The following is a 25,396-nucleotide window of genomic DNA, read 5'->3' as shown; positions in this document are numbered from 1 at the left end:
TGCTCAGCGCAGCTCGGCGCAGAAGCGCTGGATGCGGCGGCAGGCCTCTTCCAGCTTCTCGTCCGAGGTGGCGTAGGAGATGCGGAAGTTCGGGCCGAGGCCGAAGGACGAGCCGTGGACGGCCGCGACGGCTTCCGTCTCCAGCAGGCCCATGACGAGGTCTTCGTCGGTCTCGATCTTCTTGCCGTTCGGCAGGGTCTTGCCGATCAGGGCCGAGCAGTCGGGATAGACGTAGAAGGCGCCTTCCGGCACCGGGCACTTCAGGCCGCGGGTCTGGTTCAGCATGGAGACGACGAGGTCGCGGCGACGCTCGAACGCCTTCTTGAAGACCGGGATATGCTCCTGCGTGCCATCGAGCGCCTCGACCGCGGCCCATTGCGAGATCGCCGAGGTGCCCGAGGTCTGCTGGCCCTGCACGAGGTCCATGGCGTTGATGAGCTGCTGCGGGCCGGCGGCGTAGCCGATGCGCCAGCCGGTCATGGCATAGGACTTCGAGACGCCGTTCATGGTCAGCGTGCGCTCGTAGAGGGCGGGCTCGACCTGCGCCGGGGTGACGAACTGGAAATCGCCATAGACGAGGTGCTCGTACATGTCGTCGGTGAGGATCCAGACATGCGGATGGCGCATCAGCACATCCGTGAGCTTCTTCATCTCGGCATGGCTGTAGGCGGCGCCGGAGGGGTTCGACGGCGAGTTCAGGATCACCCACTTGGTCTTCGGGGTGATGGCCTTCTCGAGATCCTCGGGCTGCAGCTTGAAGTCGTTCTTGAGATAGGTCTCGGCGAAGGTCGGGGTGCCCCCGCAGAGCGCGACCATCTCGGGATAGGAAACCCAGTAGGGCGAGACGCAGATGACCTCGTCGCCGGGGTTCAGCGTGGCGAGCAGGGCGTTGTAGATGACGTGCTTGCCGCCGGTCGAGACGATGGTCTGGCTCGCCTTGTAGTCGAGGCCGTTCTCGCGCTTGAACTTGCGGGCCACGGCCTCGCGCAGCTGCGGGATGCCGGAGACCGGGGTGTACTTGGTCTCGCCGCGCTGGATCGCGGAGATCGCCGCTGCCTTGATATTGTCCGGTGTGTCGAAATCGGGCTCGCCGACGGAGAGCGAGATCACGTCCTTGCCCTGGGCTTTCAGGTCGCGGGCCTTCTGCGTGATCGTGATGGTCGCGGACGGCTTCACGCGCTTCAGGGCATCGGCAAGAAAGGCCATGGGACTGATCTCCGGAGGAGGCGGACGGATGAGCGCCGGAAAGGGCGCGCGCGTGGTTTATGACTCGCGGGCCATGATCGCAAGCGCAACTGATTGATGTCTGGCAGAAACGTCATGAATTGTGAGCGGTTTGCCCCTGCGGCCCGGACATGCGAAGGCCGGTTCATGACGAACGCTGCCGGCCCCATCGCTGTCTATGTCGATGCCGACGCCTGCCCGGTGAAGGACGAGATCTATCGCGTCGCCGGCCGGCATCGCCTGCATGTCTTCGTCGTCGCCAACAGCTTCCTCAACGTGCCGCGCGAGCCCTGGATCGAGCGCGTGACGGTGCCCGGCAATTTCGACGCCGCCGATGACTGGATTGCCGAACGGGTCGGGCGCGGGTCCATCGTGATCACGGCTGACATCCCGTTGGCGGATCGCTGCATCAAGGCCGGTGCCGACGTGATCGGGCCGACCGGCAAGCCCTTCACCGAGGCCTCGATCGGCATGGCGCTGGCGACGCGCGACATGATGGAGGACCTGCGCGCGATGGGCACCGTGCAGGGCGGGCCGAAGCCGTTCTCGCAGAAGGACCGCTCGGCCTTCCTTCAGGCGCTCGATCTTGCGATCCAGCGGCTGAAGCGGGCAGGGCTCAGTGGGTAGCTCCTGCCTTACCCGACAGGCTCGTCCGAACCGTAACGGTCCGCGTCTGCCGCAGGTCGGTCGAGGCTGACTGCGCCTTAGGTGCTGCTGGACGCATGGCGCCTTTGCCCGTAAATCTCGCCGCAAAGCAGGCTCGCCAATTCAGGCGGGCGCCCGGGAGGAAGTCCATGTCGTTGACCCGCCGTTCCACGCTCGGCCTGATGGCCGGCGCCGTCTTCGCTCCGTCGATCGTCCGCGCGCAGAGCTTCCCGAGCAAGGTCATCACCCTGGTCGTGCCGTATCCGGCGGGAGGGCCGACCGACGCCATCGCGCGCTTCGTGGCGCAGGATCTCTCGGCCGCCTTCGGGCATAATGTCGTGGTCGACAACCGGGCCGGCGCCTCGGGCGCCGTCGGCACCCGCGCCGTCGCCCATGCGGCGCCCGACGGCTACACCATCGTGTTCGGCAACAACCAGACGCATGGCAACAACATGTTCCTGCTGAAGGAGCCGGGCTACGACGCGGTCAAGGATTTCGCGCCGCTCGCCGGCGTCGGCGCCTTCGAGCACGCCTTCGTCGTGCGCAACGGCCTGCCCGTGAAGAACATCCAGGAGCTGATCGCGCTCGCCAAGGCCGATCCGGGCAAGCTCAATTACGGCTCGACCGGCGTCGGCTCCGGCTCGCATCTCGCCATGGAGCTGTTCATGCAGCGCACCGGCATCAAGATGACGCATGTGCCCTTCCGGGGCGCCGCGCCGCTGGTGCAGGAGATCATCGGCGACCGCATCGACATCGCCAACTCGACCCTGCCGAGCGTGCTGGAGCAGATCAATGCCGGCACGCTGCGCGCGCTCGCCATCGCCAGCCCCGAGCGCAACCCGCGCGCCAAGGACATCCCGACGCTGCGCGAGCAGGGCGTGAGCAATGCCGACGCCGATTCCTGGGCGGCCTTCTTCGCCCCGGTGAAGACGCCCGACGACGTGCTCGACAAGCTGTCGAAGGCGGTCATCGCGTCGCTCAACAAGCCCGAGACCCGCGAGGCGATCTTGAAGCTCGGCTTCACGCTCAAGGTGCGCGATCCCGCGGCGTTCAAGCCCTATCACGCCCAGGAAATCGCGACCTGGAAGCAGATCATTGCTGATGCCGGCGTGAAGCCGGAATAGGGATCGGAAACTACTGATATTCCTTCAGCCCTCATCCTGAGGAGCCGCGTAGCGGCGTCTCGAAGGATGCTCCAGATGGTTCCGGAGCCTGCTGGAACATCCTTCGAGACGCAGCCTTCTGCTGCTCCTCAGGATGAGGGCTGAGGTTATCCGATCGTCTCACTTCGTCGTGAGCTGGCCGCAACGGCTTGGTGATCGGCGGCGTTCCCCTCTATCTCCGGTCAGGAGCCGGATGGAGCGAGGAGAGCGTGATGCTGCGATTGGGTCTGGTGGGTTTGCTCGGAACGGTGCTGGCGCTCGCGAGCCCGGCGCTGCCGGCATCCGCCCAGAAGCGCTATCCCTCCAGCGCCGGCGAGCTTTCGGTCGAGACCGTGGCGAGCGGGCTGGAAAACCCGTGGGGCCTCGCGTTCCTGCCGGATGGGCGCATGCTGGTCACCGAGCGGCCGGGCCGGCTGCGGCTGGTCGAGAAAGACGGCAAGCTCTCGCGGCCGATCAACGGGGTGCCGAGCGTTGCGGCGCGCGGGCAGGGTGGCTTGCTCGGCATCGCGCTCGATCCCGGTTTCGCGCAGAACCGCCTCGTCTATCTCTCCTTTTCCGAGCCGCGCTCCGGCGGCAGCGGCACCAGCGTCGTGCGCGGGCGCCTCAACGAGCAGGGAACGGCGCTGACGGCCGTCGAGGTGATCTTCCGGCAATTGCCGGCGATCAATTCCAACCTGCATTTCGGTTCGCGGCTTGTCTTCGACCGGACGGGGGCGCTTTTCGTCACGGTCGGTGACCGCTACAGCCAGCGCGATCAGGCGCAGAACCCCGCCAACCATCTCGGCAAGGTCATCCGCATCCGACCGGATGGCGCGACGCCGGCCGACAATCCGAAGAAGGATGGCTGGGCGCCGGAGATCTGGTCGATCGGCCATCGCAACGTGCAGGGCGCGGCGCTGCATCCCGATACCGGGCAGCTCTGGACCGCCGAGCACGCGGCGCGCGGCGGCGACGAGGTCAACACGCCCAAGGCCGGGCTGAACTATGGCTGGCCGGTCATCACCTATGGCGTCGATTATTCCGGCGCGAAGATCGGCGAGGGCACGGCGAAGCCCGGCATGGAGCAGCCGCTGTTCTACTGGGACCCGTCGATCGCGCCGTCCGGGGCCGCCTTCCATACCGGCGCGGCCTGGCCGGCCTGGAAGAACTCGCTCTTCGTCGGGGCGCTGGCCGGGCAGATGCTGGTCAGGCTCTCGACGCAAGGCGAGAAAGTGACTGGGGAGGAGCGCTTGCTGACCGATATCGGCGCGCGCATCCGCGACGTCGTGCAGGGGCCGGACGGCTTTCTCTACCTGCTCAGCGACGATGCCGACGGGAAGATTCTGCGGGTGAGGCCGGCCAAGTGAGCCGGGCTCGTCGTGCTCGGGCTTGACCCGAGCATCTCGGGACGAGGAGGGGCTCCATCCTGCCAGAGATTCTCGGGTCAAGCCCGAGAATGACGCCCTACGAGGCCTTACGGCCCACAATCCCATTCGCGCTCGATGACGAAGACCTTGCGAGTCGCGAGGCTGCCATTGGGGTCGTAGAGGTCGCCGAAATAATATTCGGTGCCGGCGGCGTCATGGGCGCTGCGCTCGACCTGGAGCGACCAGCCGTAGCCGACCTGCTTGCCGCCCTGCCAATTGCGATGGACGGCGCTTGCCGAAGGGCCGGAGAGGATGCGCGCGTTGTCGTCGCTCGGGCTGCAGGTTGGGCCGGCGAGGGCAGCCGTGGGGGCGAGCACGAGGCCGCAGAGAAGCAATGCCGTCTTTTGCAAGGCAGTAGTCCTGTCGAAGGGAAAGTGAAGCGCGGCGCTCAGGCCTTTGCGTGGAAGATGAAGAAGGCGCCGGCCGCGATCAGGGCGAAGCCGACCGCATGGCTCCAGGTCAGCGATTCCTTGAGCCAGAACACCGAGAAGCCGGCGAAGACGGTGAGCGTGATCACCTCCTGCATCGTCTTGAGCTCGGCGGCGGAATAGACTGCGGAGCCGATGCGATTGGCCGGCACGGCCAGCATGTATTCGGGCAGCGCGATCATCCAGCTCGCGAGGATGGCGAGCCAGATCGCCGTGCTCTTGTAGCTGAGATGCCCGTACCAGGCGAAGGTCATGAAGATGTTCGAGCCGAACAGCATCACGATCGGCAGGAGATGGGCCATGGAAAGCGAGGGCATGCCGGTAGCCTTCTTCGCGATGGTTCAAGGCGCTCGGGCGTTCAGCCGAAGCGCAGCTTCATGGTGATGATGGCCAGCACGAGCAGCAGGGTCAGCGTATTGGCGGCGATGACCGGCCAGGACAGGATCTGGACGCCGTAGACCAGCCAGAGCACCGTCCCGCAAGCGAGCAGAAGTTGCGTCCACAGCGAGATCGCGCGGGTGTCGCGGGTGCGCAAGGTACGCCAGGTCTGGGGCAGCCAGCACAGGCTGGTCAGCGCGGCGGCGACGAAACCGAGGAGTTCGACGGAGAGGGGCACGGGAGTATTCCGGAAGGACGCCGCTCCCATAGCGGGATTCGGGACTGCCTCGCCAGATGGGCATGGTTAACTTCCGTTAACGGCAACGCCCTAGTTTTGCGTGAATTCTGCGATTCGGTGGAGACCATGCGCGCAACCACATTGGCCTTGCCACTCATCCTTCTCGCTTCGGCCGCCTCGGCGCAGAGCGGGTTCCAGTCCTGCCTTGCGGGCTTGCGTTCAGAGGCTGCCGCCAAGGGCGTCTCGGGCGCGACCTTCGACCGGGCCATGGCCGGCGTCGAGCCGGACATGAAAGTCATCGAAGCCATGAACAACCAGCCGGAGTTCAAGACACCGATCTGGGACTATCTCGGCACGTTGGTCGACGAGGAGAAGGTGGCGGAAGGGCGTGCGATGATGCGCCAGCATGCCTCGACCTTCGCGGCAGCCGAGCAGCGCTTCGGCGTCGATCGCCACACCATCGCCGCCGTCTGGGGCGTGGAGAGCGATTTCGGCAAGGCGCGGGGCAAGATGCCGTTGGTGCAGGCGCTTTCGACCGGCGCCTGCCTGGCGCCGCGCCGCAATGCCTTCTTCAAGGGCGAATTGATCGCGACGCTGCAGATCATCCAGCGCGGCGACGTGCGGCCCGAGCGGCTGTTCGGCTCCTGGGCCGGCGCCTTCGGCCACACCCAGTTCATCCCCTCGACCTATCTCCGGCTCGCGGTCGACGGCGATGGCGACGGCCGGCGCGACCTCGTCGATTCGATTCCCGATGCGCTGCACTCCACCGCGAATTTCATGGACAAGGCCGGCTGGGTCACCGGCGCGACCTGGGGCTACGAGGTGCGCGTTCCCGGCGGCTATTCCGGCCCGACCGGACGCAACCCGAAGCAACCGGTGTCGAGCTGGGCTTCGCGCGGTATCGTCAAATATGACGGCTCGGCGCTGACGGGCTCGGGCAATGCCGGCCTGCTGATGCCGGCGGGGCGCAACGGCCCGGCCTTCCTCGTCTTCAAGAACTACGACGCCGCCTACAGCTATAACGGCGCGGATTCCTATGCGCTCGCCATCTCGCTGCTGTCCGATCGCCTGCGCGGCAAGCCGGGCGTGCAGGGCGACTGGCCGACCGACGACCTGCCGCTGTCGCGTGAGCAGCGCCGCGAACTGCAGCGCCTGCTGATCCAGCGCGGCTACAATGTCGGCGAGCCGGATGGCGCCGTCGGCTCGCTGACGCGGGCGGCGATCAAGGAGATCGAGGCGAAGATCGGCATGCCGCAGACCGGACGGCCGGGCGAGAAGGTCCTGCGCGCTCTCAAGGGCGGGCGGGTCTGATCGCGCAGAAAACGGGTGGCGTCGCGGGAGCACTTCGGAAAAGCGTTCCTGCCGCATCTGAAGCCTCCGGAGACGCCATGACCCGCCGCCTGATTTCCACCGGCTCGCCCTTCGAGCGCAGCTTCGGCTATTCACGCGCCGTGATCGACGGCGATCTCGTCTTCGTCTCCGGCACGACCGGCTACGACTACGCCACCATGCTGCTGCCGGAGGATGCGGCCGAGCAGGCTCGCAACATCTTCCGCACGATCAGCGCCGTGCTGGAGGAGGCCGGCTCCTCGCTCGCGCAAGTGGCGCGGGCCCAATATTTCGTCACCGACCGCAGCTATTGCGAGCCGGTGCTCGCCGTCTGCGGCGAGTTCTTCAGCGAGATCAGGCCGGCGGCCGCGATCTATGTCGTGACCGGGCTGCTCAAGGCGGAGATGAAGGTCGAGATCGAAGTGACCGCGCGTATCGGAAGCGCTTGACGGCAAGTTGTCGACAGGGTGCCGACAATTGGTATATCCCTTGCTAGGCGATGCCCTTGAGGCATCCGCCTACAAAAAGAGGGAGATCTGCCATGTCGATACGCCGTCGCACGGTCCTCACAGGAGCTGGCGCGCTTGCCGCGACAGCCTTCATGGGCAACCGGGCCTTTTCGCAGGGGGCGGCGGCAACGCTGCGCTTCAACCCCTCGACGCCGCTGCCTTCGCTGGATCCGATCACGGCCACCAGCTACGTCATCCGCAATCACGGCTACCTGATCTACGACACGCTCTTCGCGACCGATGCGAATTTCCAGATCAAGCCGCAGATGGTCGAGGCCTGGGAGACCGCGCCGGACGGGTTGAGCTGGACATTCCGCCTCCGCGACGGGCTCGCCTTCCATGACGAGACGCCTGTCCGCGCGCAGGATTGCATCGCCTCGATCGCGCGCTGGTCGAAGCGGGACGCCTTCGGCCAGACCTTCGCCACCTTCGTCGACGGTTACGACGTCGTCGACCAGCGCAGCTTCCGCATCCGCCTGAAGAAGCCGTTCCCGATGATGACGGCTGCGCTTGGCAAGCTCTCGTCGAACGTGCCCTTCATCATGCCGGAGCGCATCGCGCAGACCGACCATATGAAGAACATCACGGAAGCGGTCGGCTCCGGCCCGTGGCGCTTCATGGACAAGCAGTGGGTGCCCGGCCAGAACGCGATCTACGAGCGTTTCGCCAAGTACAAGCCGCGTGAGGAGGCTCCGTCCTGGGCCGCCGGCGGCAAGGTCGCCCGGATCGACCGCATCGAGTGGCTCGCCCTGACCGAGGCGGCCGCCGCGGCCGGCGCCCTGATGCAGGGAGAGCTGGACTGGTACGAGCAGCCGCCCGTCGACCTGATCCCGATGCTGAAGGGCAACAAGGACGTCGTCATCGAGAACGTGCCGCTCGGCCTGTTCCTGCTGATGCGCTTCAACCAGCTGCAGCCGCCCTTCAACAACCCGGCGATCCGCCGGGCCGTGATGGCCGCCGTCAACCAGACCGACTACATGGAGGCGGTCGTCGGCGACAAGGCGTTCTACAGCCCGGCCAAGACCTTCTTCACCCCGGGCTCGCCGATGTCGTCGGGAGCGGGCGGTGCGGCGGCCATGCCGGGCAATCTCGAGAAGGCCAGGGCCATGCTCAAGGAGGCCGGCTACAAGGGCGAGAAGGTCATCCTGCTCGCGCCGGCCGACCAGCCGATCGCCTATCAGCAATGCATGGTCACCGAGGATCTGTTCAAGAAGCTCGGCATCAATTCGGAGCTGGTCGCGACTGACTGGGCGAGCTTCATCGGCCGGCGTGCCAATCGCGGCCTGCCCGACCAGGGCGGCTGGTCGGTGTTCCACACGCTGTGGTCCTGCGCCGACACGCTCAATCCGGCGCTGCATCCGCTGATGCGGGCCAATGGCGGCTCCGCCTGGTTCGGCTGGCCCGAGGACAGCCAGATCGAAGGGCTTCGGGATACCTGGATCGCGACGCCGGAGGAGGCGAAGCAGAAGGAGATCGCGGCGAAGATCGAGGAGCGCGGCTTCGAGGCCGTTCCTTACGTTCCCTGCGGTCTCGTCCAGCAGCCGATGGCGTTCCGCCGGAACCTGAGCGGCATGGTGCTCGCGCCGGTGCAGTTCTTCTGGAACATGGAGAAGAAGGCCTGAGCAGCGCTCCCGGCGCCGGCGCATGGCCTGCCATGCGCCGGCTTCGCAGGCCCGCCGCTTGCGTCGCCACGGTTCCGCCCGTAATCACCGCCGCAAGACCGGAAACCGGTTCGGTTCACGATCAAGCGCGAGGCGACGACCATGGCGACCCACAAGCTCCTGCTGCTCCCCGGCGACGGCATCGGCCCCGAGGTGATGGGCCAGGTCGAGCAGATCGTCTCCTGGTTCGGCAAGCAGGGCCTCGGCTCCTTCGAGATCGAGAAGGGGCTCGTCGGCGGCGCGGCCTATGACGCGCACAAGCAGGCGATCTCCGAAGGCGACATGAAGCTCGCCCAGGACGCCGACGCCGTGCTGTTCGGCGCGGTCGGTGGTCCCAAATGGGCCGACGTGCCCTACCAGCATCGCCCGGAAGCCGGCCTGCTGCGCCTGCGCAAGGATCTCGGCCTGTTCGCCAACCTGCGCCCTGCGATCTGCTATCCGGCGCTGGCCTCGGCCTCCTCGCTGAAGCCGGAAGTGGTCGAGGGCCTCGACATCCTGATCGTGCGTGAGCTCACCGGCGGCGTCTATTTCGGCGAGCCGAAGGAGATCGTCACGCTGGAGGACGGCTCCAAGCGCGGCGTCGACACGCAGCTCTACACCACGCCGGAAATCGACCGGATCTGCCGCGTCGCCTTCGAACTGGCGCGCACCCGCCGCAACAAGGTCTCCTCGGCCGAGAAGCACAACGTCATGAAGACCGGCGTGCTCTGGAAGCAGACGGTCACCGCGCTGCATGCCGCCGAATACAAGGACGTCGAGCTCGAGCATGTGCTCGCCGATAACTGCGCCATGCAGCTTGTACGCTGGCCGAAGCAGTATGACGTCATCGTCTGCGACAACCTGTTCGGCGATATCCTGTCGGACGTCGCGGCGATGCTGACCGGCTCGCTCGGCATGCTTCCCTCCGCCTCGCTCGGCGCCGAGGACCCGGCCACGGGCAAGCGCAAGGCGCTCTACGAGCCCGTCCATGGCTCGGCGCCGGACATCGCGGGCAAGGGCCTCGCCAATCCGATCGCGATGATCGGCTCCTTCGCGATGGCGCTGCGCTACTCGTTCGGCGCGGGCGAGGCGGCGGACCGGCTCGAAGGCGCGATCGCCGACGTCCTCGGCTCCGGCACCCGCACCAAGGATATCGCGGCGCCGGGCGCCAACGCCGTCTCGACCAGCGAGATGGGTGCGGCGATCATCAAGGCGCTGGAAGCGCGGGGCTGATCGACAACCGTCATGGCCGGGCTTGACCCGGCCATCTCGGAAACCAGCCCAATTCGGGAAGAGATGCTCGGGTCAAGCCCGAGCATGACGGCCGGAGAAAATCTCTCTCCCTCGTGAATTGCCGTGACCCCGCTTTCGTGGCCTAAGTCGGCCCGACGAAAACGGAGTATGTCCGTCATGCTGATCAAGCGCCGTGCCGGCTGGGAAATGCCGGAAAGCCAGGCCACGCCCGAGAGCGTGTTCCTCAATCGCCGCCAGCTCATGGCCGCAGGTGCCGGATTGATCGCAGGCGCTGCGTTGCCGGGCATTGCGACGGCTCAAGGCGCTGATCCGACGCTCGATCTCTATCCGGCCAAGCGCAATGCCGCCTATGTTCTGGGTGTGCCGCAGACGGCGGAAGACGACGCCGCGAACTACAACAACTTCTACGAATTCGGCATGTCGAAGGACATCGTCGATGCCTCGAAGCGCCTCGCGACACGGCCTTGGACCATTCAGGTCGACGGGCTCGTCGAGAAGCCCTTCGAGATCGGTTTCGATGACCTGATCCGCAAGCTGCCGATCGAGGAGCGGCTCTACCGCTTCCGCTGCGTCGAGGCCTGGGCGATGGCGGTGCCGTGGACCGGCATTCCGCTCGCCTCCTTCGTCGCGCTGGCGAAGCCGCTCTCGGGCGCGAAGTACATCCGCTTCGAGACCTTCCTGAACCCACGCGTCGCGCCGGGGCAGAACCAGCGCTGGTATCCCTGGCCCTATACGGAGGGGCTGACCATCGCCGAGGCGACGAACGAATTGCCGCTGCTCGTCACCGGCATCTACGGCAAGCCGCTGCCGACGCAGCACGGCGCGCCGATCCGCCTGATAACGCCGTGGAAATACGGCTTCAAGTCGGTGAAATCGATCCGGAAGATCAGCTTCGTCGCCGAGCGTCCGAAGACCTTCTGGGAGGGCTTGCAGGCCTCGGAATACGGGTTCTGGGCCAATGTGAACCCTGCCGTGCCGCACCCGCGCTGGAGCCAGGCGAGCGAGCAGATCCTGGGCTCGCGCGAGCGGCGCCCGACGCAGATCTATAACGGCTATGGCGAGCAGGTCGCCGGGCTCTACAAGGGGCTGGAGGGCGAAAAGCTCTTCATGTGAGGCAGGGCCTCGGCAGGTTTCGGGTGCCGTCTCCTACCGCTGCCGTGCTAGACCTTGTGTCATCCCAAGCCGGAACGACACGGGTCGCACATGGCCAATCAGCATTTCCATCTGTTCGAAACCACGATCGGCCCCTGCGCCGTGGTCTGGGAAGGCGAGCGCTTCATCGGCGCGCAATTGCCAGAGCGCGACGAGGCGGCGGCCCGCAAGCGCCTGGAGCGGCGCTTTCCCGAGGCCGACGAGACGGAGGCCGAGGGCTTCGTCGCCGAGGCCGTGGCCGGCATTCGGGCGCTGTTCGATGGCGAGAAGCGCGACCTGTCGTATCTGCCGGTGGCGCTGGAGAGCGTCTCGGACTTCAACCGCAAGGTCTATGAGGTTGCACTCGCCATTCCGCATGGCGAGACGTTGACCTATGGCGAGGTGGCGCAACGCATCGGCGATCCTGGTGCGGCGCGGGCGGTGGGCGTCGCACTCGGCCAGAATCCCTGGCCGATCATCGTGCCCTGTCACCGGGTGCTGGCCGCCGGCGGCAAGACCGGCGGCTTCTCGGCCGAGGGCGGCGTCGAGATCAAGCTCCGAATCTTGACCATCGAGAAGGCGCGCACCAGCGCCGAGCCCAGCCTGTTCGACGCCCTGCCGCTGGCGGCGCGGCCGGGGCGGCACTGACCAGCCTCGCAACTTGAATTCACGCAATATCGCCCTTGCAGCGCGGCGGCTTGCGCGGCGTGAGGCGCGGCCTCTACTGTGCCGGCCTTTCCACCCTCACTGGGGACTACCATGGCCAAACTGAAGCTCGCCGTCATCGTGGGCAGCAACCGCCGCGAATCGATCAACCGCAAGCTGGCCCAGGCGCTGGCGAAGCTGGGTGAGGGCGCTTTCGACGCCACCTTCGTCCAGATCGACGACCTGCCGATGTTCAACCAGGATCTGGAGCCGAACCGCCCCGAGTCGACACTGCGCCTGAAGCGCGAGATCGAGGCCGCCGACGCGATCCTGATCGTCACGCCCGAGCATAACCGCTCGATCCCGGCCGTGCTCAAGAACGCGATCGACTGGGCCTCGCGCCCCTATGGCAAGAATTCCTGGGCCGGCAAGACCGTGGCCGTCACCGGCACCAGTGGCGGCGCCGTCGGCACGGCCGTCTCCCAGAACGAATTGCGCATGATCCTGACCAATCTCGCCGGTGTCGTCGTCGGCAGCCAGGTCTTCGTCACCTTCAAGGATGACCTGATCGACGCCGAGAGCAACGTCACCAACGAGGCGACGCGCGGCTTCCTGCAGGGCTTCGTCGACAATTTCGCGAAGATCGCCGGCAAGCTCGCCGCCTGATCGAAGCGGCCTCCGTGCTTCCATGAAGGCGTCGCCTCCGGGCGGCGCCTTTTTCGTTCCGGCGACACCGGCAGCCAGTGGTCAGGCAAAAAAAGAGCCGGCGTCCCCGAGGGGAGCCGGCTTTGAAAGTTTGAAACATCTGGCGAAACCGCCAAACATCTCAGAGGGGAACGGCTGAAACGAACTCAACGCCGGGAGGAGATTGCGGAGCCCGTTTCGAACAACCGTGAGTTCAATATCGGCCATGACCTGCCATTTTGCAATGCAACATATCTTGGGTCCGCCATGCGCGTGTTGCATGAACCAAGGGCAGATGGCGCTAATTTGAGCCTAAATGATTGAGAAATATGCGTTCGTTGCAGGGTGAGGCCTGCGCGGGGAAGTTGCGGGCCCCTCGGAAATCCAGGTTTCGTCCGCTGCTGAACAGTTTTCAGGCGAACAGTCTGATTTTGGCGCATGCGAGATGCTTGTTTGGTCACAAAACCGCCAGAATTGAAAAGGGCGCCTTGCGGCGCCCGATTCCTTTTCACCTATGAGGCGAAATCAGTAGGTCCAGCGCTGGGCCTTCTGGATGAGGAAGTCGCGGAAGACCTGAACGCGGGCGACCGACTTCATCTCCTCGGGATAGACCAGGTAGCTCTCGAGCTGCGGCATCTCGGTCTCGCGCATCAATTGCACGAGCGGGGAGCCGGTCTCGATCAGGTAATCCGGCAGCACGGCGATGCCAGCACCCGAATCCACCGCCCGCTTCATCGCGGTGATGTTGTTGACCGTGAGATGGATCGGCCGTGGGTTGCGCTGGTCGCGCCCCATGGTGCCGAGCCAGTGCACCGCCGTCAGGTAAGACGGCGAGGTGCCGCCGAAGGACAGGATGCGGTGGTTGTCGAGATCGTCGTAGCTCTTGGGCTCGCCGAAGCGCTTCACATAGGCCGGCGAGGCATAGACGTGGAAGTGCACGGTGAAGAGCTTGCGCTGGATCAGGTCCGGCTGCTGCGGCTGGCGCAGGCGGATGGCGATATCGGCCTCGCGCATCGACAGGTCGAGTTCCTCATCGGTGAGGATGAGCTCGACCCGGATGTCGGGGTAGAGATCCATGAACTCGGAGAGGCGCGGCGTCAGCCAGTGGCCGCCGAGGCCACGGGTCGCCGTGACCTTGAGCTCGCCGGATGGGTGCTCGCGCGTCTCGGAGAGCTGCGAGCGCGTGCGCTCGAGCCGCTGCGTCATCTCGCGGGCGGCACGCCACAGCAATTCGCCCTGCTCGGTGAGAATCAGGCCGCGCGTATGGCGATGGAACAGCGGCGCGCGCAGCTCCCGCTCCAGCGCGCCGATCTGGCGGCTGACGGCCGATTGACTCAAGCCGAGAACGTCGCCAGCTTTGGTGAAGCTGCCTGACTCCGCGACCGTATAAAAGATTCTAATGCGGTCCCAATCCACCGCGCTTCCCCCGCTATGCGTTTTTTGCATGATGGGGGATAAAGGCGTTGTGCGTCAACGCCTGTGTGGCAGAGAGTTCCTATTATTCTCACTGAATCTGGTGACGCAACCCATCAGAGTCAGTGATGGGTTGCGCGAAAGCCTTTATTCCGCGGCTTCGCGGCGGTCCAGCGCGTTGGCGGCAAGCCAGCGCTCGGCGTCGAGCGCGGCCATGCAGCCCAGGCCGGCGGCGGTGACCGCCTGACGGTAATGTTCGTCGGTGACGTCGCCGGCCGCGAAGACGCCATCGACATTGGTCCGGGTCGTGCCGGCCTCGACATTGAGATAGCCGGATTCGTTCATGGCGAGCTGGCCGGTGAACAGCTCCGTCGCCGGCTTGTGGCCGATGGCGATGAAGACGCCATCGGTCTTCAGTTCGCTCTCAGCGCCGGTCTTGAGGTTCTTCAGGCGCAGATGCGTGACGCTGGGCGGGGTGGTGTCGCCGCAGATCTCGGCGATCTCGCTGTCCCAGATCACCTCGATCTTCGGATGCTTGAACAGGCGCTCCTGCATCACGCGCTCGGCCCGGAGGCTGTCGCGGCGATGGATCAGCGTGACCTTGCTGGCGAGGTTGGCGAGATAGAGCGCTTCCTCCACGGCAGTGTTGCCGCCGCCGACGACTGCGACCTCCTTGTTGCGGAAGAAGAAGCCGTCGCAGGTCGCGCAGGCCGAAACACCGAAGCCCTGGAAGCTCTGCTCGGAGGGCAGGCCCAGCCACTTGGCCTGGGCGCCGGTCGCGATGATCAGGGCGTCGCAGGAATAGGTTTCGCCGCCATCGCCCCAGAGCCGGAAGGGGCGCTGCGAGAGATCGACGCGGGCGATGTGGTCGGAGACCATGCGGGTGCCCATGTGCTCGGCCTGGGCGCGCATCTGCTCCATCAGCCAGGGGCCCTGGATGACATCGGCGAAGCCGGGATAGTTCTCGACATCGGTGGTGATCATCAATTGGCCGCCGGCCTGCATGCCGGAGATCAGCACCGGTTCCATCATGGCGCGGGCAGCGTAGATCGCGGCGGTGTAGCCGGCCGGGCCGGAGCCGACGATCATGACGCGGGCGTGGGTATGGGCCATCGTCTCAGTTCCTCTCCTGCGGGCTTGGGGCCGCAGTCTCGATCCGTCAGATACGCAGGCGCAGCGCCGAAACAAGGGTCGCCGGGTTCAGGAGCGCGTGAACCCCAAGGCAGCCCGGTGGCGCAGCCAGCCTTGCCGTATCGCATCGGCTATGATCGGCGTTGAGTCTATCGGTTCGTAAGCCTTGCCTTCAAGGCGTCCACAGAAGCGATGCACAACGCCCTCGCGCTCCAGTGCCGCGACCAGCGCCGCGATCTTGGGATGGCCGCCCGTGGGCTCGAAGACGAGTACGGGAACGCCCGCCGCCGCGGCCTCGCCGACCATGTTGGTCGAGTCCGCGGTGACGACCACGGCATCGGCATTGGCGAGCAGGGCGAGGAAGGGGTTCTCGCCCGTGCCGTCCCACCACCAGCCGCCATGCTTGGCGAAGACGGCGGCGACGGCAGCTCCCAATGCGGGCGATGTCCGCCGCGAGGGCGAACCCATCAGGCTTGCACCCGATTGGGCGAGTTCATCGAGCTGTCTGGCGAGGCGCTCGATATCGGCCGGGGTGAAGCGGTGATGCCGGCTGTCGCCACCGACCAGCACCGCGACGCGCGGCGCGCTCAGGCTCGCGATCGCCGCAGGCGGTGCGGCGCGTGCCGCGGCGAGCTTCTCGGGCGTCAGGCGATGCGGCGAGGTCGTGGTGACCAGGACATTGTCGCCACGCAGCCGGTCATGGCCGGAGACCCAGATCAGGTCGGCCGTGCCGGGGCCGGTGCGCGGGTCCTTGAGGAAGACGGTATAGGTCGCGCCGTTCGAGGCCTGCTTCAGCGCGCGCAGATAGGCGACGGCGCGCCGGCCCGAGGCGATGGCAATATCGGGGAAGGGGGGCTTCAGCGGGCTATCTGGCCTGTCCGGCGCCTCGCGCGGGTCGATCGGCCCGCGCGGCATCAACCAGGCCCAGGGCTTGCGCGGCTTCACGCGGCGGATTTCGGGGATGACGCCGAGCCGTTCGGCCACGCCCAAGCATTGCAGCTCGTCGCCGGCCTTGCCGTCGGTCAGGACCCAGAGTTTCGGCTCCGGATTGTCGTGCATGGCGGTCTGGGCTCGTGGCATGCGCCTTGTATCGCTTGGCCGCGCCGTCTACACCAGCGCGACCTTCATGCGAGGATTTTCGTGCGTCCCAAACTCGACGATATCGACCTGCGCATCCTGCGCGAACTCCAGGCCGATGGGCGCATGACCAATGTCGAGCTCGCCAGCCGCGTCGGCATCTCGCCGCCGCCCTGCCTCAGGCGTGTGCGCGCGCTGGAGGAGGCCGGGCTGATCCGCGGCTACCATGCCGATCTCGACGAGCGGAAGCTGGGTTTCGAGGTGGTCTGCTTCGCCTTCGTGCATCTGGCGAGCCAGGCCGAAGCCGATCTCGTCGCCTTTCAGGAGCGCATGCGCAACTGGCCGACGGTGCGCGAGTGCTGGACCCTTTCGGGCGATATCGACTTCTCCTTGAAATGCGTGGCGCCGGACTTGAAAGCCTTCCAAGACTTCGTCGCCGAGCTCACCGCGATGCCGAATGTCCGCAATGTCCGGACCGCGCTCGCCCTCGACCGGGTCAAGGACGAGCCGATCGTTCCCTTCGGCTGAGCGCGGCTCTCAGCTGGCGATATAACGCTTGATCCACCAGGCGTTGTTGCGGGCGAGCGCCTTCAGGCGGCGCTGGTCGACATCGGGCAGATACCAGGCGCCGGCACCGCCGGAGGTTTCCGTCGACCGGATCGGGTGGCTCGCCAACAGCTTGCCCTTGCGGTCGTAGAGCGTCGCGGTGCTTTCCAGCGTGTCGTTGCTGCTGCCGCCATCCGACCACCTGCTGCCGCCGGCATAGCTGGCGAGCCAGATGCTGCCGATCGTCACGACAAGCCGGTTTCCGGTCCGGGGCTGGTAGGCGGGGCCGAGGATTTCGGCGAGGGTTCGTTCAAGCTCGGCCTTCACCATGGGCAAATGCGGCCCCCAGGCCTCGACGACCGAGGGCAGCGCCTCGACCCGGATCGCGCCCACCGCCGGCGTCTGCGCGAAAGCGGGTGAGACGGCCGGTGCGAGCGCCAATGCGGTGGCGCCGAGCGCCGATGCCAGGACATGTCGACGGGTGATCATGGTCGGATCTCCGAAAGTCTTGTCGCTTCAATGTAGGTGCGGACCCGCGATAGTCCATGGCCGGCGGCTGGGCCGAGCATGCGCGGGCGACGGTTGCCAAGCGGTGTCGAAACCCGGTCTATCGGAGCGGGGAGCTGCGCCTGTGTCAGGCGTGGCCGAGGGGGCACTGCCGTGGATCGCTGGCTGACGGAATTCGTGAAGCTCTGGGTCGTGATCGACCCGATCGGGACCTTGCCGGTTTTCCTGGCGGTGACGGCCGGCCTGAGCGCCGCAGCGGCGCGGCGTATCGCGCTGCATGGCTCGCTCGTCGCCTTCCTCGTGCTGCTGTTCTTCGTCCTGCTGGGTCAGGTCCTGCTGAGCGCGATGGATATCGAGCTGAGCTCGTTCCAGATCGCCGGCAACATCGTGCTGTTCCTGTTCGCGCTGACGATGATCTTCGGCGAATCGAAGCTGGAGGAGGACCAGAAGCTGCTGCGCTCCTCCGACCTCGAAAAGGCGGTCTATCCGCTGGCGATCCCGAGCATCGCCAGTCCCGGCGCGATGCTGACGGTGATGACGGTGACCGACAATTCGAAGTTCAGCCTCGCCGAGCAGGCAGAGACGGTGCTGCAGATCGCGATCATCTTCGCGATCATGCTCGTGCTGCTGTTCAGCGCCTCGCGGATCATCGCGGTGATCGGCAATGCCGGCGCCAGCGTCATCAGCCGCGTGATGGGGCTGATCCTGGCCAGCGTCGCGGTGGACGGCATCATCAAGGCGATGCGGGTCGTGCTGGCGGGGTAGGGAAGCGGTGTGATGCTCGGGCGACGACCCGAGCATCTCCGGCCGGAGGAGGCTCAACGCCCCCTGTCATGAGATTCTCGGGTCTGCGCTTGGCTTCGCCCGAGAATGAAGCTGATCTCAGCGGAAGACGACGCTGACGACTTCGTAGGACTTGCCGCCGCCGGGCGTGTTGACCTGGACGGAATCGCCGACCTTCTTGCCGATCAGCGCGCGCGCGATCGGCGAGCCGATCGAGACCTTGCCGGACTTCACATCCGATTCCGGCTCGCCGACGATCTGGTAGCTCTTCTCTTCCTCGGTATCGTCGTCGATCAGCTTGACGGTGGCGCCGAACTTGATCGTGTCGCCGCCGGCGAGCTTGGCGATATCGATGATGTCGGCGCGGCCGATCAGCGATTCGAGCTCCATGATCCGGCCCTCGTTGAGCGACTGCGCTTCCTTGGCCGCGTGGTACTCCGCGTTCTCGGAAAGGTCACCCAGCGCGCGCGCCTCGGAAATCGCGGTGATGATGCGCTGGCGCTGGACCTGCTGACGGTCCTTCAACTCGGCCTCCAGGGCGGCGAAGCCGCCCGCGGTCATCGGAACCTTTTCCATACCTTCCGTCCCATAAGCTCCGAAAGCGCGGCTCACCGGCGGCATATCGACCGCCGGCTCCCGCGCTTCCGCCTCAATCTCTAGAATTCGCCGTGCGGCCGGTCAGGCCGCGCGTTCGAAATACGACTGCAAGGATCGTACTTCGAGATCACCGCTGCAATAGGCCTTTATGCCCTCCGCCGCGGCGATCGCTCCGGCCAAGGTGGTATAATAGGGCACCTTGTGCAAGAGGGCCGTGCGCCGGAGTGCACGGGAGTCTGCCAGGGCCTGCGGGCCCTCGGTGGTGTTGAAGACCAGCTGGATCTCGCTGTTCTTCAGCGCGTCGACGACATGCGGGCGGCCTTCCAGGACCTTGTTGATCTTGGAGGCCGAGATGCCCTGCTCCTGCAGATGGCGCAGCGTGCCGCCGGTCGCGAGGATGCGGAAGCCGAGATCGGCGAGGATGCGGACCGCCGGCACGATGCGCGGCTTGTCCTCATCGCGCACCGAGACGAAGACCGTGCCCTTGACCGGCACCTTCGAGCCAGCGCCAAGCTGGCTCTTGGCGAAGGCGGTATCGAAGGAGCGGTCGAGGCCGATGACCTCGCCGGTCGAGCGCATTTCCGGCCCGAGCAGGACGTCGACACCGGGGAAGCGCGCGAACGGGAAGACCGCTTCCTTGACGCCGACATGGTCGAGCTTCGCAGGCTTCAGGTTGAAGCTCGCGAGGCTTTCCCCGCCCATGACGCGGGCGGCGATCTTGGCGATCGGCTTGCCGATGACCTTGGCGACGAAGGGCACCGTGCGCGAGGCGCGCGGATTGACTTCGAGCACGTAGATATCGCCGTCCTTGATGGCGTACTGGACGTTCATCAGGCCGCCGACATCGAGCGCCAGCGCCATCGCCTTGGTCTGGCGCTCCAGTTCGGCCAGCGTTTCAGGCGAGAGCGAGCGCGGCGGTAGCGAGCAGGCCGAATCGCCGGAATGGATGCCGGCTTCCTCGATATGCTCCATGATGCCGGCGACGAACACGTCCTTGCCGTCGCAGAGGCAGTCGACATCGACCTCGATCGCGTCCGACAGGTAGCGGTCGAACAGCAGCGGGTTCTTGCCGAGAACCGTGTTGATCTGGCCGGTCTTGTCGTTCGGGTACTTGGCCTTGACCTCGGAGGGGATCAGCGAGGGCAGGGTGCCGAGCAGATAGTCCTCGAACTGGATCTCGTCGCGGATGATCGCCATGGCGCGGCCGCCCAGCACATAGGACGGGCGCACGACGAAAGGCAGGCCGAGCTCGCCGGCGATGATGCGGGACTGCTCCACCGAGTAGGCGATGCCGTTCTTCGGCTGCTTCAGGTGCAGCTTGTCGAGCAGGCGCTTGAAGCGGTCGCGGTCCTCGGCGAGGTCGATCATGTCGGGCGAGGTGCCGAGGATCGGGATGCCGGCCTCTTCCAGCGCGTTCGCCAGCTTCAGCGGGGTCTGGCCGCCGAACTGGACGATGACGCCCATCAGCGTGCCGTTCTGCTTCTCGGTCTCGAGGATCTCGAGCACGTCTTCCGCCGTCAGCGGCTCGAAATAGAGCCGGTCGGATGTATCGTAGTCGGTCGAGACCGTCTCCGGGTTGCAGTTGACCATGATGGTCTCGTAGCCGGCATCGCGCAGCGCATAGCAGGCGTGGCAGCAGCAATAGTCGAACTCGATGCCCTGGCCGATGCGGTTCGGCCCGCCGCCGAGGATCACGACCTTCTTGCGGTCGGACGGATTCGCTTCATCGGCCGCCTTGCCGGCGAAGGGCATGGCATAGGTCGAATACATATAGGCGGTCGGCGAGGCGAATTCGGCCGCGCAGGTGTCGATGCGCTTGTAGACCGGGCGGACCTCCAGCGCGCGGCGCGCCTTGCGGACCTCGGCCTCGGTCTTGCCGGAGACGGCGGCGAGGCGCTTGTCAGAGAAGCCCATCGCCTTGATCTGGCGGAAGGCGCCGGGCGTGGTCGGCAGGCCGATCGCGCGGATCTTCTGCTCGGTCTCGACCAGCTCGCGCATCTGGGCGAGGAACCAGGGATCGATCTTGCAGCTCTCGTGGATCTCCTCGTCCGTGAAGCCGGCGCGCATGGCCTGGGCGACATGGAGGATGCGGTCCGGCGTTGGGGTCGAGATCGCCGCCTTGATGGCGTTGCGGTCGTCGCCCTGGCCGAAGCCCTCGATCTCGATCTCGTCGAGGCCGTCGAGCCCGGTTTCCAGCGAGCGCAGCGCCTTCTGCAGCGATTCCTGGAAGGTGCGGCCGATCGCCATGGCCTCGCCGACCGACTTCATCGCGGTGGTCAGCGTCGGCTCGGAGCCCGGGAACTTCTCGAAGGCGAAGCGCGGGATCTTGGTGACGACGTAGTCGATCGTCGGCTCGAAGGAGGCAGGCGTCGCGCCGCCGGTGATGTCGTTCTCGATCTCGTCGAGCGTGTAGCCGACGGCGAGGCGCGCCGCGACCTTGGCGATCGGGAAGCCCGTCGCCTTCGACGCCAGCGCCGAGGAACGCGAGACGCGCGGGTTCATCTCGATGACGATCATGCGGCCGGTTTCCGGGTCGATCGCGAACTGGACGTTCGAACCGCCGGTCTCGACGCCGATCTCGCGCAGCACCGCCAGCGAGGCGTCGCGCATGATCTGGTATTCCTTGTCGGTCAACGTCAGCGCGGGCGCGACCGTGATCGAATCACCAGTATGGACGCCCATCGGATCGAAATTCTCGATCGAGCAGACGATGATGCAGTTGTCCTTCTTATCGCGGACAACCTCCATCTCGTATTCCTTCCAGCCAAGCACGCTCTCCTCGATGAGGACCTCGCTGGTGGGGGAGGCGTCGATGCCACGCTCGACGATGTCGATGAACTCGCCCTTGTTGTAGGCGATGCCGCCGCCGGTGCCGCCCATGGTGAAGGACGGGCGGATGATCGCGGGCAGGCCGATATCCTCAAGCGCGTCGAGCGCCTGGCCGAGCGTCTTGATGTGGTGCGAGCGCGGCGTGTCCAGGCCGATCTTGGTCATGGCCTCGCGGAAGAGCTCGCGGTCCTCGGCCTTGTCGATGGCCTCGGCGGTGGCGCCGATCATCTCGACGCCGAACTTCTCCAGCACGCTGATCTTGCTGCCATCGGGCTGGACGATCGACTTCTTGTTGAGCGAGAGCGCGCAGTTTAGCGCGGTCTGGCCGCCCATCGTCGGCAGCAGCGCGTCGGGCCGCTCCTTCTCGATGATCTTGGCGACGATCTCAGGCGTGATCGGCTCGACATAGGTCGCGTCGGCCAGGTCCGGATCGGTCATGATCGTCGCCGGGTTCGAGTTGACCAGGATGATGCGGTAGCCCTCGGCCTTCAGCGTCTTGCAGGCCTGGGTGCCGGAATAATCGAACTCGCAGGCCTGGCCGATGATGATGGGGCCGGCGCCGATGATCAGGATGGACTTGATGTCTGTGCGCTTGGGCATGATCTCGACCGGTCTTGGGCAGGCGCGCGCAAGGCCGGTCCGATCGGGCGAGCGGAGGCGAGGCGAGCGTCTGAATGAATGCTAGGCGCTCGCTATAGACGGCGAAGGCCGCGGGGGAAAGCTAAAAGGAGCGGCACGGCCAGATGTGCACGGCTTCGTCATGGCATCTTGCCAGGCATGAGGCTTCTATGAAATGTTATACTATAACATTTCATTTCGAGGTCTCTTCATGCGTCGCCTGCCCGTCACAGTCCTCTCCGGCTTCCTCGGAGCCGGCAAGACGACCCTGCTCAACCACATCCTGAACAATCGCGAGGGCCGCAAGGTCGCGGTCATCGTCAACGACATGAGCGAAGTGAACATCGACGCCGATCTGGTGCGGGAGGGCGGCGGCAAGCTCTCGCGCACGGATGAGAAGCTGGTCGAGATGAGCAATGGCTGCATCTGCTGCACGCTGCGCGACGACCTGCTCGCCGAGGTGCGCCGTCTCGCGGAGGAGGGGCGGTTCGACTATTTGCTGATCGAGGGAACAGGCATCGCCGAGCCGCTGCCGGTCGCCGCGACCTTCGAGTTTCGCGACGAGGCCGGGCTTTCGCTGTCCGATGTCGCGCGGCTCGACACGATGGTCACGGTGGTCGATGCCGCGAGCCTGCTCAGGGATTACGGCTCGCGCGATTTCCTGCGCGAGCGCGGCGAGACGGCGGGGGAAGGCGACGAGCGCACGCTGGTCGATCTCCTGGTGGAGCAGATCGAGTTCGCCGATGTCGTCGTGCTGAACAAGATCTCGGACGCCTCGGCGGAAGAGCGCGAGGCCGTCAGCAGAATCGTGCGCGCGCTCAATCCGGATGCGCGGCAGATCGCGGCGGATTTCGGCAAGGTGCCGCTCGATGCCGTGCTCGATACCGGCCTGTTCGACCATGAGAAGGCGCAGGAGCATCCGCTCTGGCACAAGGAGCTCTACGGCTTCAAAGACCATGTGCCGGAGACGGAGGAATACGGCATCTCCTCCTTCGTCTACCGGGCGCGGCGCCCGTTCCATCCCGAGACGTTCAACGCCTTCCTAGGGCGGACATGGCCGGGGTTGATCCGTGCCAAGGGGCATTTCTGGCTGGCGACCCGGCCGGACTGGGTTGGCGAGATGTCGCTCGCCGGCAGCATCTGCCGCACCGAGGCGATGGGCTTCTGGTGGGCTTCCGTGCCGCGCTCGCGCTGGCCCGACCATCCCGAGTGGAAGGCGATCCTGAACCGCAACTGGCATTCCGTCTGGGGCGACCGCCGGCAGGAGCTGGTCTTCATCGGCACGGAGCTGGACGAGGCGGCGATTCGGGCCGCGCTCGATCTCTGTCTCCTCAGCGATGCCCTGCCGCTGCGCTTCAACCCCGAGCGCTATCGCGACCTGCCGGACCCGTTCCCGGCCTGGCGGCGGGCGGAAGCGGCCTGAGCCGCGCCGCGCCGTCTCAGCTGCGGGCCGGCGCTGCCGTTTGCGAGAGGGGCGACACGCGCTTGGCGGCGCGCTTGCGATAGAGGGTGAATGCGAGCACCGCGAGCGCCGCGACCTCGCAGGCGGCGCCGACGAAGCCGAGCGGCCAGGTGCCGGCATGGCGCATCACCTGCTGGCCGAGCGCCGCGCCGGCCGCGATGCCGAAATATAGCGCGGAGGCGTTGAGCGAGAGCGCGACCACGGTCGCGTCCGGCGCCATCGCGGCCAAGCGCGACATCTGCGCGGGATGGCCGGCCCAGCCCGCCGCGCTCCAGACGAAGAGCACGAAGGGGATCGGCCAGATCGCCAGAGCCGGCGGCAGGCTGACCGCGATCAGCGAGGCGATGAAGAGCGCTGCCGCCAGGATCGACAGCACGACGGCGAGCGAGCGTTCAGGGCCGAAACGGTCGCTGGCGATGCCGCCGAGCTGGTTGCCGATGGCCGAGCCGAGACCGGAGACGACGAGCGTCGCCGCGAGCCAGGGGCCGGTGATGCCGGCATGGTTGGTCAGGAAGGGCGCGATATAGGTGTAGAGAACGAAGGCGCCGGTGGTCCACAGCATGGTCGTGGCGAGCGCCAGCAGCACGTCGCCGCGCGCCGCCACCTGCAGCCGCTCCCGCAAGGTGTTGGTGCCGTGCGGCAGGCCCTTGGGCAGCTTGACCAGAAGGCCCGCCAGCGAGAGCGCGCTCAAACCTGCGACGATCAGGAAGGCGAGGTGCCAGCCGCCGAAGCCGACGACAGCGGTGCCGATCGGGATGCCGAGGATCAGCGAGACGGTCATGCCGCCGGTGACGAGCGCGATGGCGCGGCCGCGCCGTTCCGGGGCGGAGACCGCGACGGCAACCGCATTGGCGGCAGGCATGAAGACGCCGGCCGAGAGCGCCATGACGATGCGGGCGGCCATCACCACCCAGAAATCGGTGGCGAAGGCGGCGCCGAGATTGGCGAGGCCGAAGACGGTGATCGCGCCGGCCAGGACGAGCTTGCGATCGGCATCGCCGAGCACGGTCGAGAGGATCGGCGAGCCGATGGCGTAGGCCAGCGCGAAGATCGAGATGAGGAGGCCGGCTGTGTCGACGGAGACGGCGAGGCCGGAGGCGAGATGGGGCAGGATGCCGGTGACGATCAGGCTGCCCGTGCCGATGGCGAAGGCGCCGCCGGCAAGCGAGAGAAGGCGCGTATCCATGGGAATGATCCTTGCGGATGATCGCTGTTTCGAAAGCTGGGTTCGAAATTCAAGGATCGTTGAAATAAACCCGTGCCACAATGGCCGCAAGGGTAATTTCAATGAATGTTGAATATTGTCAGGAGCGGCAGCATCGCCTATCTCGAAGGCCATGAAGCCGGTTTTTCACCCCGATATCGAGGATGTTGCGCCCGCCGACGTGTTCGGCGCGCTGGCCGATCCGATCCGGCTCGGCATCCTCGTTGCGCTCTCGGACGTCAACGAGGTCGACAAGGCGCGCTGCAGCCATTTCACCGCCTTCGCCTCGCCCTCGCTGCTGTCCTACCACTTCGCCAAGCTTCGCGAGGCCGGCATCACCCGCATGCGGGTGGAGGGCACGTCGCGCTATCTCAGCATCCGGCGCGAAGAGTTGAATCAGCGCTTTCCGGGGCTGATCGACAGCGTGATCGAGACCGCGCGGCGCGATCCCAACCTGCCGCGGCTGGGGTCGGAATGGCTCGCGGGCGCCGATCAGGCTCAGGGTCAGACTTCGTCACGTTGACAGGTCCTCGCACGGGTCTAGCGTCCTTGCTT

At 66.1% G+C, this 25,396-nt stretch carries 25 protein-coding genes; 14 read left to right on the top strand and 11 right to left on the bottom strand.

Features of this window, described 5'->3' with window-relative positions; genetic code table 11:
- Window positions 1-3: 3 nt before the first annotated feature.
- Entirely contained in the window at window positions 4-1,206 is a 1,203-nt protein-coding gene (locus AC3WMA_RS25485) for a pyridoxal phosphate-dependent aminotransferase (protein ID WP_492288057.1), read from the bottom strand.
- Window positions 1,207-1,371: 165 nt separating this feature from the next.
- On the opposite strand from AC3WMA_RS25485, the gene AC3WMA_RS25480 reads away from it, so the two are divergent.
- The 3 genes from AC3WMA_RS25480 to AC3WMA_RS25470 all read left to right on the top strand — a co-directional run bounded on the left by AC3WMA_RS25480 (window position 1,372) and on the right by AC3WMA_RS25470 (window position 4,378).
- The gene (locus AC3WMA_RS25480) at window positions 1,372-1,851 is read left to right on the top strand and encodes a YaiI/YqxD family protein (protein ID WP_492288056.1); all 480 of its coding nucleotides are present in this window, start codon (window positions 1,372-1,374) and stop codon (window positions 1,849-1,851) included.
- A gap of 167 nt (window positions 1,852-2,018) precedes the next feature.
- Window positions 2,019-2,993: a Bug family tripartite tricarboxylate transporter substrate binding protein gene (locus tag AC3WMA_RS25475; protein ID WP_492288055.1), complete on the top strand. Its 975-nt coding sequence runs from the start codon at window positions 2,019-2,021 to the stop codon at window positions 2,991-2,993.
- Between the two features lie 251 nt (window positions 2,994-3,244).
- Window positions 3,245-4,378 carry a PQQ-dependent sugar dehydrogenase gene (locus AC3WMA_RS25470; protein ID WP_492288054.1) on the top strand — a complete coding sequence of 378 codons (1,134 nt, stop codon included), beginning with the start codon at window positions 3,245-3,247 and terminating at the stop codon, window positions 4,376-4,378.
- A 107-nt stretch (window positions 4,379-4,485) separates the two neighbouring features.
- Here AC3WMA_RS25470 and AC3WMA_RS25465 read toward each other — a convergent pair whose 3' ends face one another.
- The 3 genes from AC3WMA_RS25465 to AC3WMA_RS25455 are packed head-to-tail and all read right to left on the bottom strand — an operon-like array spanning window position 4,486 to window position 5,482.
- On the bottom strand, window positions 4,486-4,788 hold the full coding sequence (locus AC3WMA_RS25465; RefSeq protein WP_492288053.1) for a hypothetical protein: 303 nt from the start codon (window positions 4,786-4,788) through the stop codon (window positions 4,486-4,488).
- A 38-nt stretch (window positions 4,789-4,826) separates the two neighbouring features.
- Window positions 4,827-5,183 (bottom strand): DMT family protein, encoded by a 357-nt coding sequence (locus AC3WMA_RS25460; RefSeq protein ID WP_336811229.1) that lies wholly within the window; start codon window positions 5,181-5,183, stop codon window positions 4,827-4,829.
- Window positions 5,184-5,224: 41 nt separating this feature from the next.
- Entirely contained in the window at window positions 5,225-5,482 is a 258-nt protein-coding gene (locus tag AC3WMA_RS25455; protein ID WP_492288052.1) for a SemiSWEET family sugar transporter, read from the bottom strand.
- A 126-nt stretch (window positions 5,483-5,608) separates the two neighbouring features.
- Between AC3WMA_RS25455 and AC3WMA_RS25450 the strand changes: the two genes are divergently transcribed.
- The 7 genes from AC3WMA_RS25450 to AC3WMA_RS25420 all read left to right on the top strand — a co-directional run bounded on the left by AC3WMA_RS25450 (window position 5,609) and on the right by AC3WMA_RS25420 (window position 12,656).
- Window positions 5,609-6,793 carry a lytic murein transglycosylase gene (locus AC3WMA_RS25450; RefSeq protein WP_492288051.1) on the top strand — a complete coding sequence of 395 codons (1,185 nt, stop codon included), beginning with the start codon at window positions 5,609-5,611 and terminating at the stop codon, window positions 6,791-6,793.
- A 77-nt stretch (window positions 6,794-6,870) separates the two neighbouring features.
- Window positions 6,871-7,260 (top strand): RidA family protein, encoded by a 390-nt coding sequence (locus AC3WMA_RS25445; RefSeq protein ID WP_492288050.1) that lies wholly within the window; start codon window positions 6,871-6,873, stop codon window positions 7,258-7,260.
- 92 nt (window positions 7,261-7,352) lie between these two features.
- Entirely contained in the window at window positions 7,353-8,942 is a 1,590-nt protein-coding gene (locus AC3WMA_RS25440; RefSeq protein WP_492288049.1) for an ABC transporter substrate-binding protein, read from the top strand.
- Between the two features lie 141 nt (window positions 8,943-9,083).
- Complete coding sequence (gene leuB, locus AC3WMA_RS25435; RefSeq protein WP_293800645.1) at window positions 9,084-10,193, top strand: 3-isopropylmalate dehydrogenase; 1,110 nt, start codon at window positions 9,084-9,086, stop codon at window positions 10,191-10,193.
- A gap of 177 nt (window positions 10,194-10,370) precedes the next feature.
- Entirely contained in the window at window positions 10,371-11,327 is a 957-nt protein-coding gene (gene msrP, locus AC3WMA_RS25430) for a protein-methionine-sulfoxide reductase catalytic subunit MsrP (RefSeq protein ID WP_492288048.1), read from the top strand.
- Between the two features lie 90 nt (window positions 11,328-11,417).
- A complete protein-coding gene (locus AC3WMA_RS25425) occupies window positions 11,418-11,993 on the top strand; it encodes a methylated-DNA--[protein]-cysteine S-methyltransferase (protein ID WP_492288047.1) in 576 nt (191 codons plus the stop codon).
- A 111-nt stretch (window positions 11,994-12,104) separates the two neighbouring features.
- Window positions 12,105-12,656: an NADPH-dependent FMN reductase gene (locus tag AC3WMA_RS25420; protein WP_492288046.1), complete on the top strand. Its 552-nt coding sequence runs from the start codon at window positions 12,105-12,107 to the stop codon at window positions 12,654-12,656.
- A gap of 543 nt (window positions 12,657-13,199) precedes the next feature.
- Here the strand turns inward: AC3WMA_RS25420 and AC3WMA_RS25415 are convergent.
- The 3 genes from AC3WMA_RS25415 to AC3WMA_RS25405 all read right to left on the bottom strand — a co-directional run bounded on the left by AC3WMA_RS25415 (window position 13,200) and on the right by AC3WMA_RS25405 (window position 16,298).
- On the bottom strand, window positions 13,200-14,090 hold the full coding sequence (locus AC3WMA_RS25415) for a LysR family transcriptional regulator (protein ID WP_079591033.1): 891 nt from the start codon (window positions 14,088-14,090) through the stop codon (window positions 13,200-13,202).
- A gap of 144 nt (window positions 14,091-14,234) precedes the next feature.
- Complete coding sequence (trxB, locus tag AC3WMA_RS25410; protein ID WP_492288045.1) at window positions 14,235-15,200, bottom strand: thioredoxin-disulfide reductase; 966 nt, start codon at window positions 15,198-15,200, stop codon at window positions 14,235-14,237.
- An 87-nt stretch (window positions 15,201-15,287) separates the two neighbouring features.
- A complete protein-coding gene (locus AC3WMA_RS25405; protein WP_492288044.1) occupies window positions 15,288-16,298 on the bottom strand; it encodes a mitochondrial fission ELM1 family protein in 1,011 nt (336 codons plus the stop codon).
- Window positions 16,299-16,358: 60 nt separating this feature from the next.
- On the opposite strand from AC3WMA_RS25405, the gene AC3WMA_RS25400 reads away from it, so the two are divergent.
- Entirely contained in the window at window positions 16,359-16,823 is a 465-nt protein-coding gene (locus AC3WMA_RS25400; protein WP_492288043.1) for an Lrp/AsnC family transcriptional regulator, read from the top strand.
- A gap of 9 nt (window positions 16,824-16,832) precedes the next feature.
- On the opposite strand, the gene AC3WMA_RS25395 is transcribed toward AC3WMA_RS25400, so the two are convergent.
- Window positions 16,833-17,330, bottom strand: a complete 498-nt coding sequence (locus tag AC3WMA_RS25395) for a hypothetical protein (protein WP_492288042.1) — start codon at window positions 17,328-17,330, stop codon at window positions 16,833-16,835.
- A gap of 171 nt (window positions 17,331-17,501) precedes the next feature.
- On the opposite strand from AC3WMA_RS25395, the gene AC3WMA_RS25390 reads away from it, so the two are divergent.
- On the top strand, window positions 17,502-18,113 hold the full coding sequence (locus AC3WMA_RS25390) for a MarC family protein (RefSeq protein WP_492288041.1): 612 nt from the start codon (window positions 17,502-17,504) through the stop codon (window positions 18,111-18,113).
- Between the two features lie 117 nt (window positions 18,114-18,230).
- Here AC3WMA_RS25390 and greA read toward each other — a convergent pair whose 3' ends face one another.
- Window positions 18,231-18,707: a transcription elongation factor GreA gene (gene greA, locus AC3WMA_RS25385; protein ID WP_492288040.1), complete on the bottom strand. Its 477-nt coding sequence runs from the start codon at window positions 18,705-18,707 to the stop codon at window positions 18,231-18,233.
- Window positions 18,708-18,809: 102 nt separating this feature from the next.
- Window positions 18,810-22,157, bottom strand: coding sequence for a carbamoyl-phosphate synthase large subunit (carB, locus tag AC3WMA_RS25380; protein WP_492288039.1), 3,348 nt, complete (start codon window positions 22,155-22,157; stop codon window positions 18,810-18,812).
- Window positions 22,158-22,386: 229 nt separating this feature from the next.
- On the opposite strand from carB, the gene zigA reads away from it, so the two are divergent.
- The gene (zigA, locus tag AC3WMA_RS25375) at window positions 22,387-23,598 is read left to right on the top strand and encodes a zinc metallochaperone GTPase ZigA (RefSeq protein ID WP_492288038.1); all 1,212 of its coding nucleotides are present in this window, start codon (window positions 22,387-22,389) and stop codon (window positions 23,596-23,598) included.
- A 16-nt stretch (window positions 23,599-23,614) separates the two neighbouring features.
- Here the strand turns inward: zigA and AC3WMA_RS25370 are convergent, their stop codons facing one another.
- Complete coding sequence (locus AC3WMA_RS25370) at window positions 23,615-24,823, bottom strand: MFS transporter (RefSeq protein ID WP_492288037.1); 1,209 nt, start codon at window positions 24,821-24,823, stop codon at window positions 23,615-23,617.
- A gap of 151 nt (window positions 24,824-24,974) precedes the next feature.
- On the opposite strand from AC3WMA_RS25370, the gene AC3WMA_RS25365 reads away from it, so the two are divergent.
- Window positions 24,975-25,364, top strand: a complete 390-nt coding sequence (locus AC3WMA_RS25365; protein WP_492288036.1) for an ArsR/SmtB family transcription factor — start codon at window positions 24,975-24,977, stop codon at window positions 25,362-25,364.
- The last annotated feature ends 32 nt before the right edge of the window (window positions 25,365-25,396 follow it).

The organism is Allobosea sp. FW305-C-101, assembly GCF_058783685.1.
This window is presented reverse-complemented; position numbering and strand designations above follow the sequence as displayed.

Coding starts and splice junctions, on each gene's coding strand:
- AC3WMA_RS25450 (WP_492288051.1), top strand. CDS start 5,609: ATGCGCGCAACCACATTGGCCTTGCCACTCATCCTTCTCGCTTCGGCC.
- trxB (WP_492288045.1), bottom strand. CDS start 15,200: ATGGCCCATACCCACGCCCGCGTCATGATCGTCGGCTCCGGCCCGGCC.
- msrP (WP_492288048.1), top strand. CDS start 10,371: ATGCTGATCAAGCGCCGTGCCGGCTGGGAAATGCCGGAAAGCCAGGCC.
- AC3WMA_RS25420 (WP_492288046.1), top strand. CDS start 12,105: ATGGCCAAACTGAAGCTCGCCGTCATCGTGGGCAGCAACCGCCGCGAA.
- AC3WMA_RS25395 (WP_492288042.1), bottom strand. CDS start 17,330: ATGATCACCCGTCGACATGTCCTGGCATCGGCGCTCGGCGCCACCGCA.
- AC3WMA_RS25475 (WP_492288055.1), top strand. CDS start 2,019: ATGTCGTTGACCCGCCGTTCCACGCTCGGCCTGATGGCCGGCGCCGTC.
- AC3WMA_RS25480 (WP_492288056.1), top strand. CDS start 1,372: ATGACGAACGCTGCCGGCCCCATCGCTGTCTATGTCGATGCCGACGCC.
- AC3WMA_RS25370 (WP_492288037.1), bottom strand. CDS start 24,823: ATGGATACGCGCCTTCTCTCGCTTGCCGGCGGCGCCTTCGCCATCGGC.
- AC3WMA_RS25425 (WP_492288047.1), top strand. CDS start 11,418: ATGGCCAATCAGCATTTCCATCTGTTCGAAACCACGATCGGCCCCTGC.
- leuB (WP_293800645.1), top strand. CDS start 9,084: ATGGCGACCCACAAGCTCCTGCTGCTCCCCGGCGACGGCATCGGCCCC.
- carB (WP_492288039.1), bottom strand. CDS start 22,157: ATGCCCAAGCGCACAGACATCAAGTCCATCCTGATCATCGGCGCCGGC.
- zigA (WP_492288038.1), top strand. CDS start 22,387: ATGCGTCGCCTGCCCGTCACAGTCCTCTCCGGCTTCCTCGGAGCCGGC.
- AC3WMA_RS25440 (WP_492288049.1), top strand. CDS start 7,353: ATGTCGATACGCCGTCGCACGGTCCTCACAGGAGCTGGCGCGCTTGCC.
- AC3WMA_RS25365 (WP_492288036.1), top strand. CDS start 24,975: ATGAAGCCGGTTTTTCACCCCGATATCGAGGATGTTGCGCCCGCCGAC.
- AC3WMA_RS25445 (WP_492288050.1), top strand. CDS start 6,871: ATGACCCGCCGCCTGATTTCCACCGGCTCGCCCTTCGAGCGCAGCTTC.
- AC3WMA_RS25460 (WP_336811229.1), bottom strand. CDS start 5,183: ATGCCCTCGCTTTCCATGGCCCATCTCCTGCCGATCGTGATGCTGTTC.
- AC3WMA_RS25405 (WP_492288044.1), bottom strand. CDS start 16,298: ATGCCACGAGCCCAGACCGCCATGCACGACAATCCGGAGCCGAAACTC.
- AC3WMA_RS25485 (WP_492288057.1), bottom strand. CDS start 1,206: ATGGCCTTTCTTGCCGATGCCCTGAAGCGCGTGAAGCCGTCCGCGACC.
- greA (WP_492288040.1), bottom strand. CDS start 18,707: ATGGAAAAGGTTCCGATGACCGCGGGCGGCTTCGCCGCCCTGGAGGCC.
- AC3WMA_RS25470 (WP_492288054.1), top strand. CDS start 3,245: ATGCTGCGATTGGGTCTGGTGGGTTTGCTCGGAACGGTGCTGGCGCTC.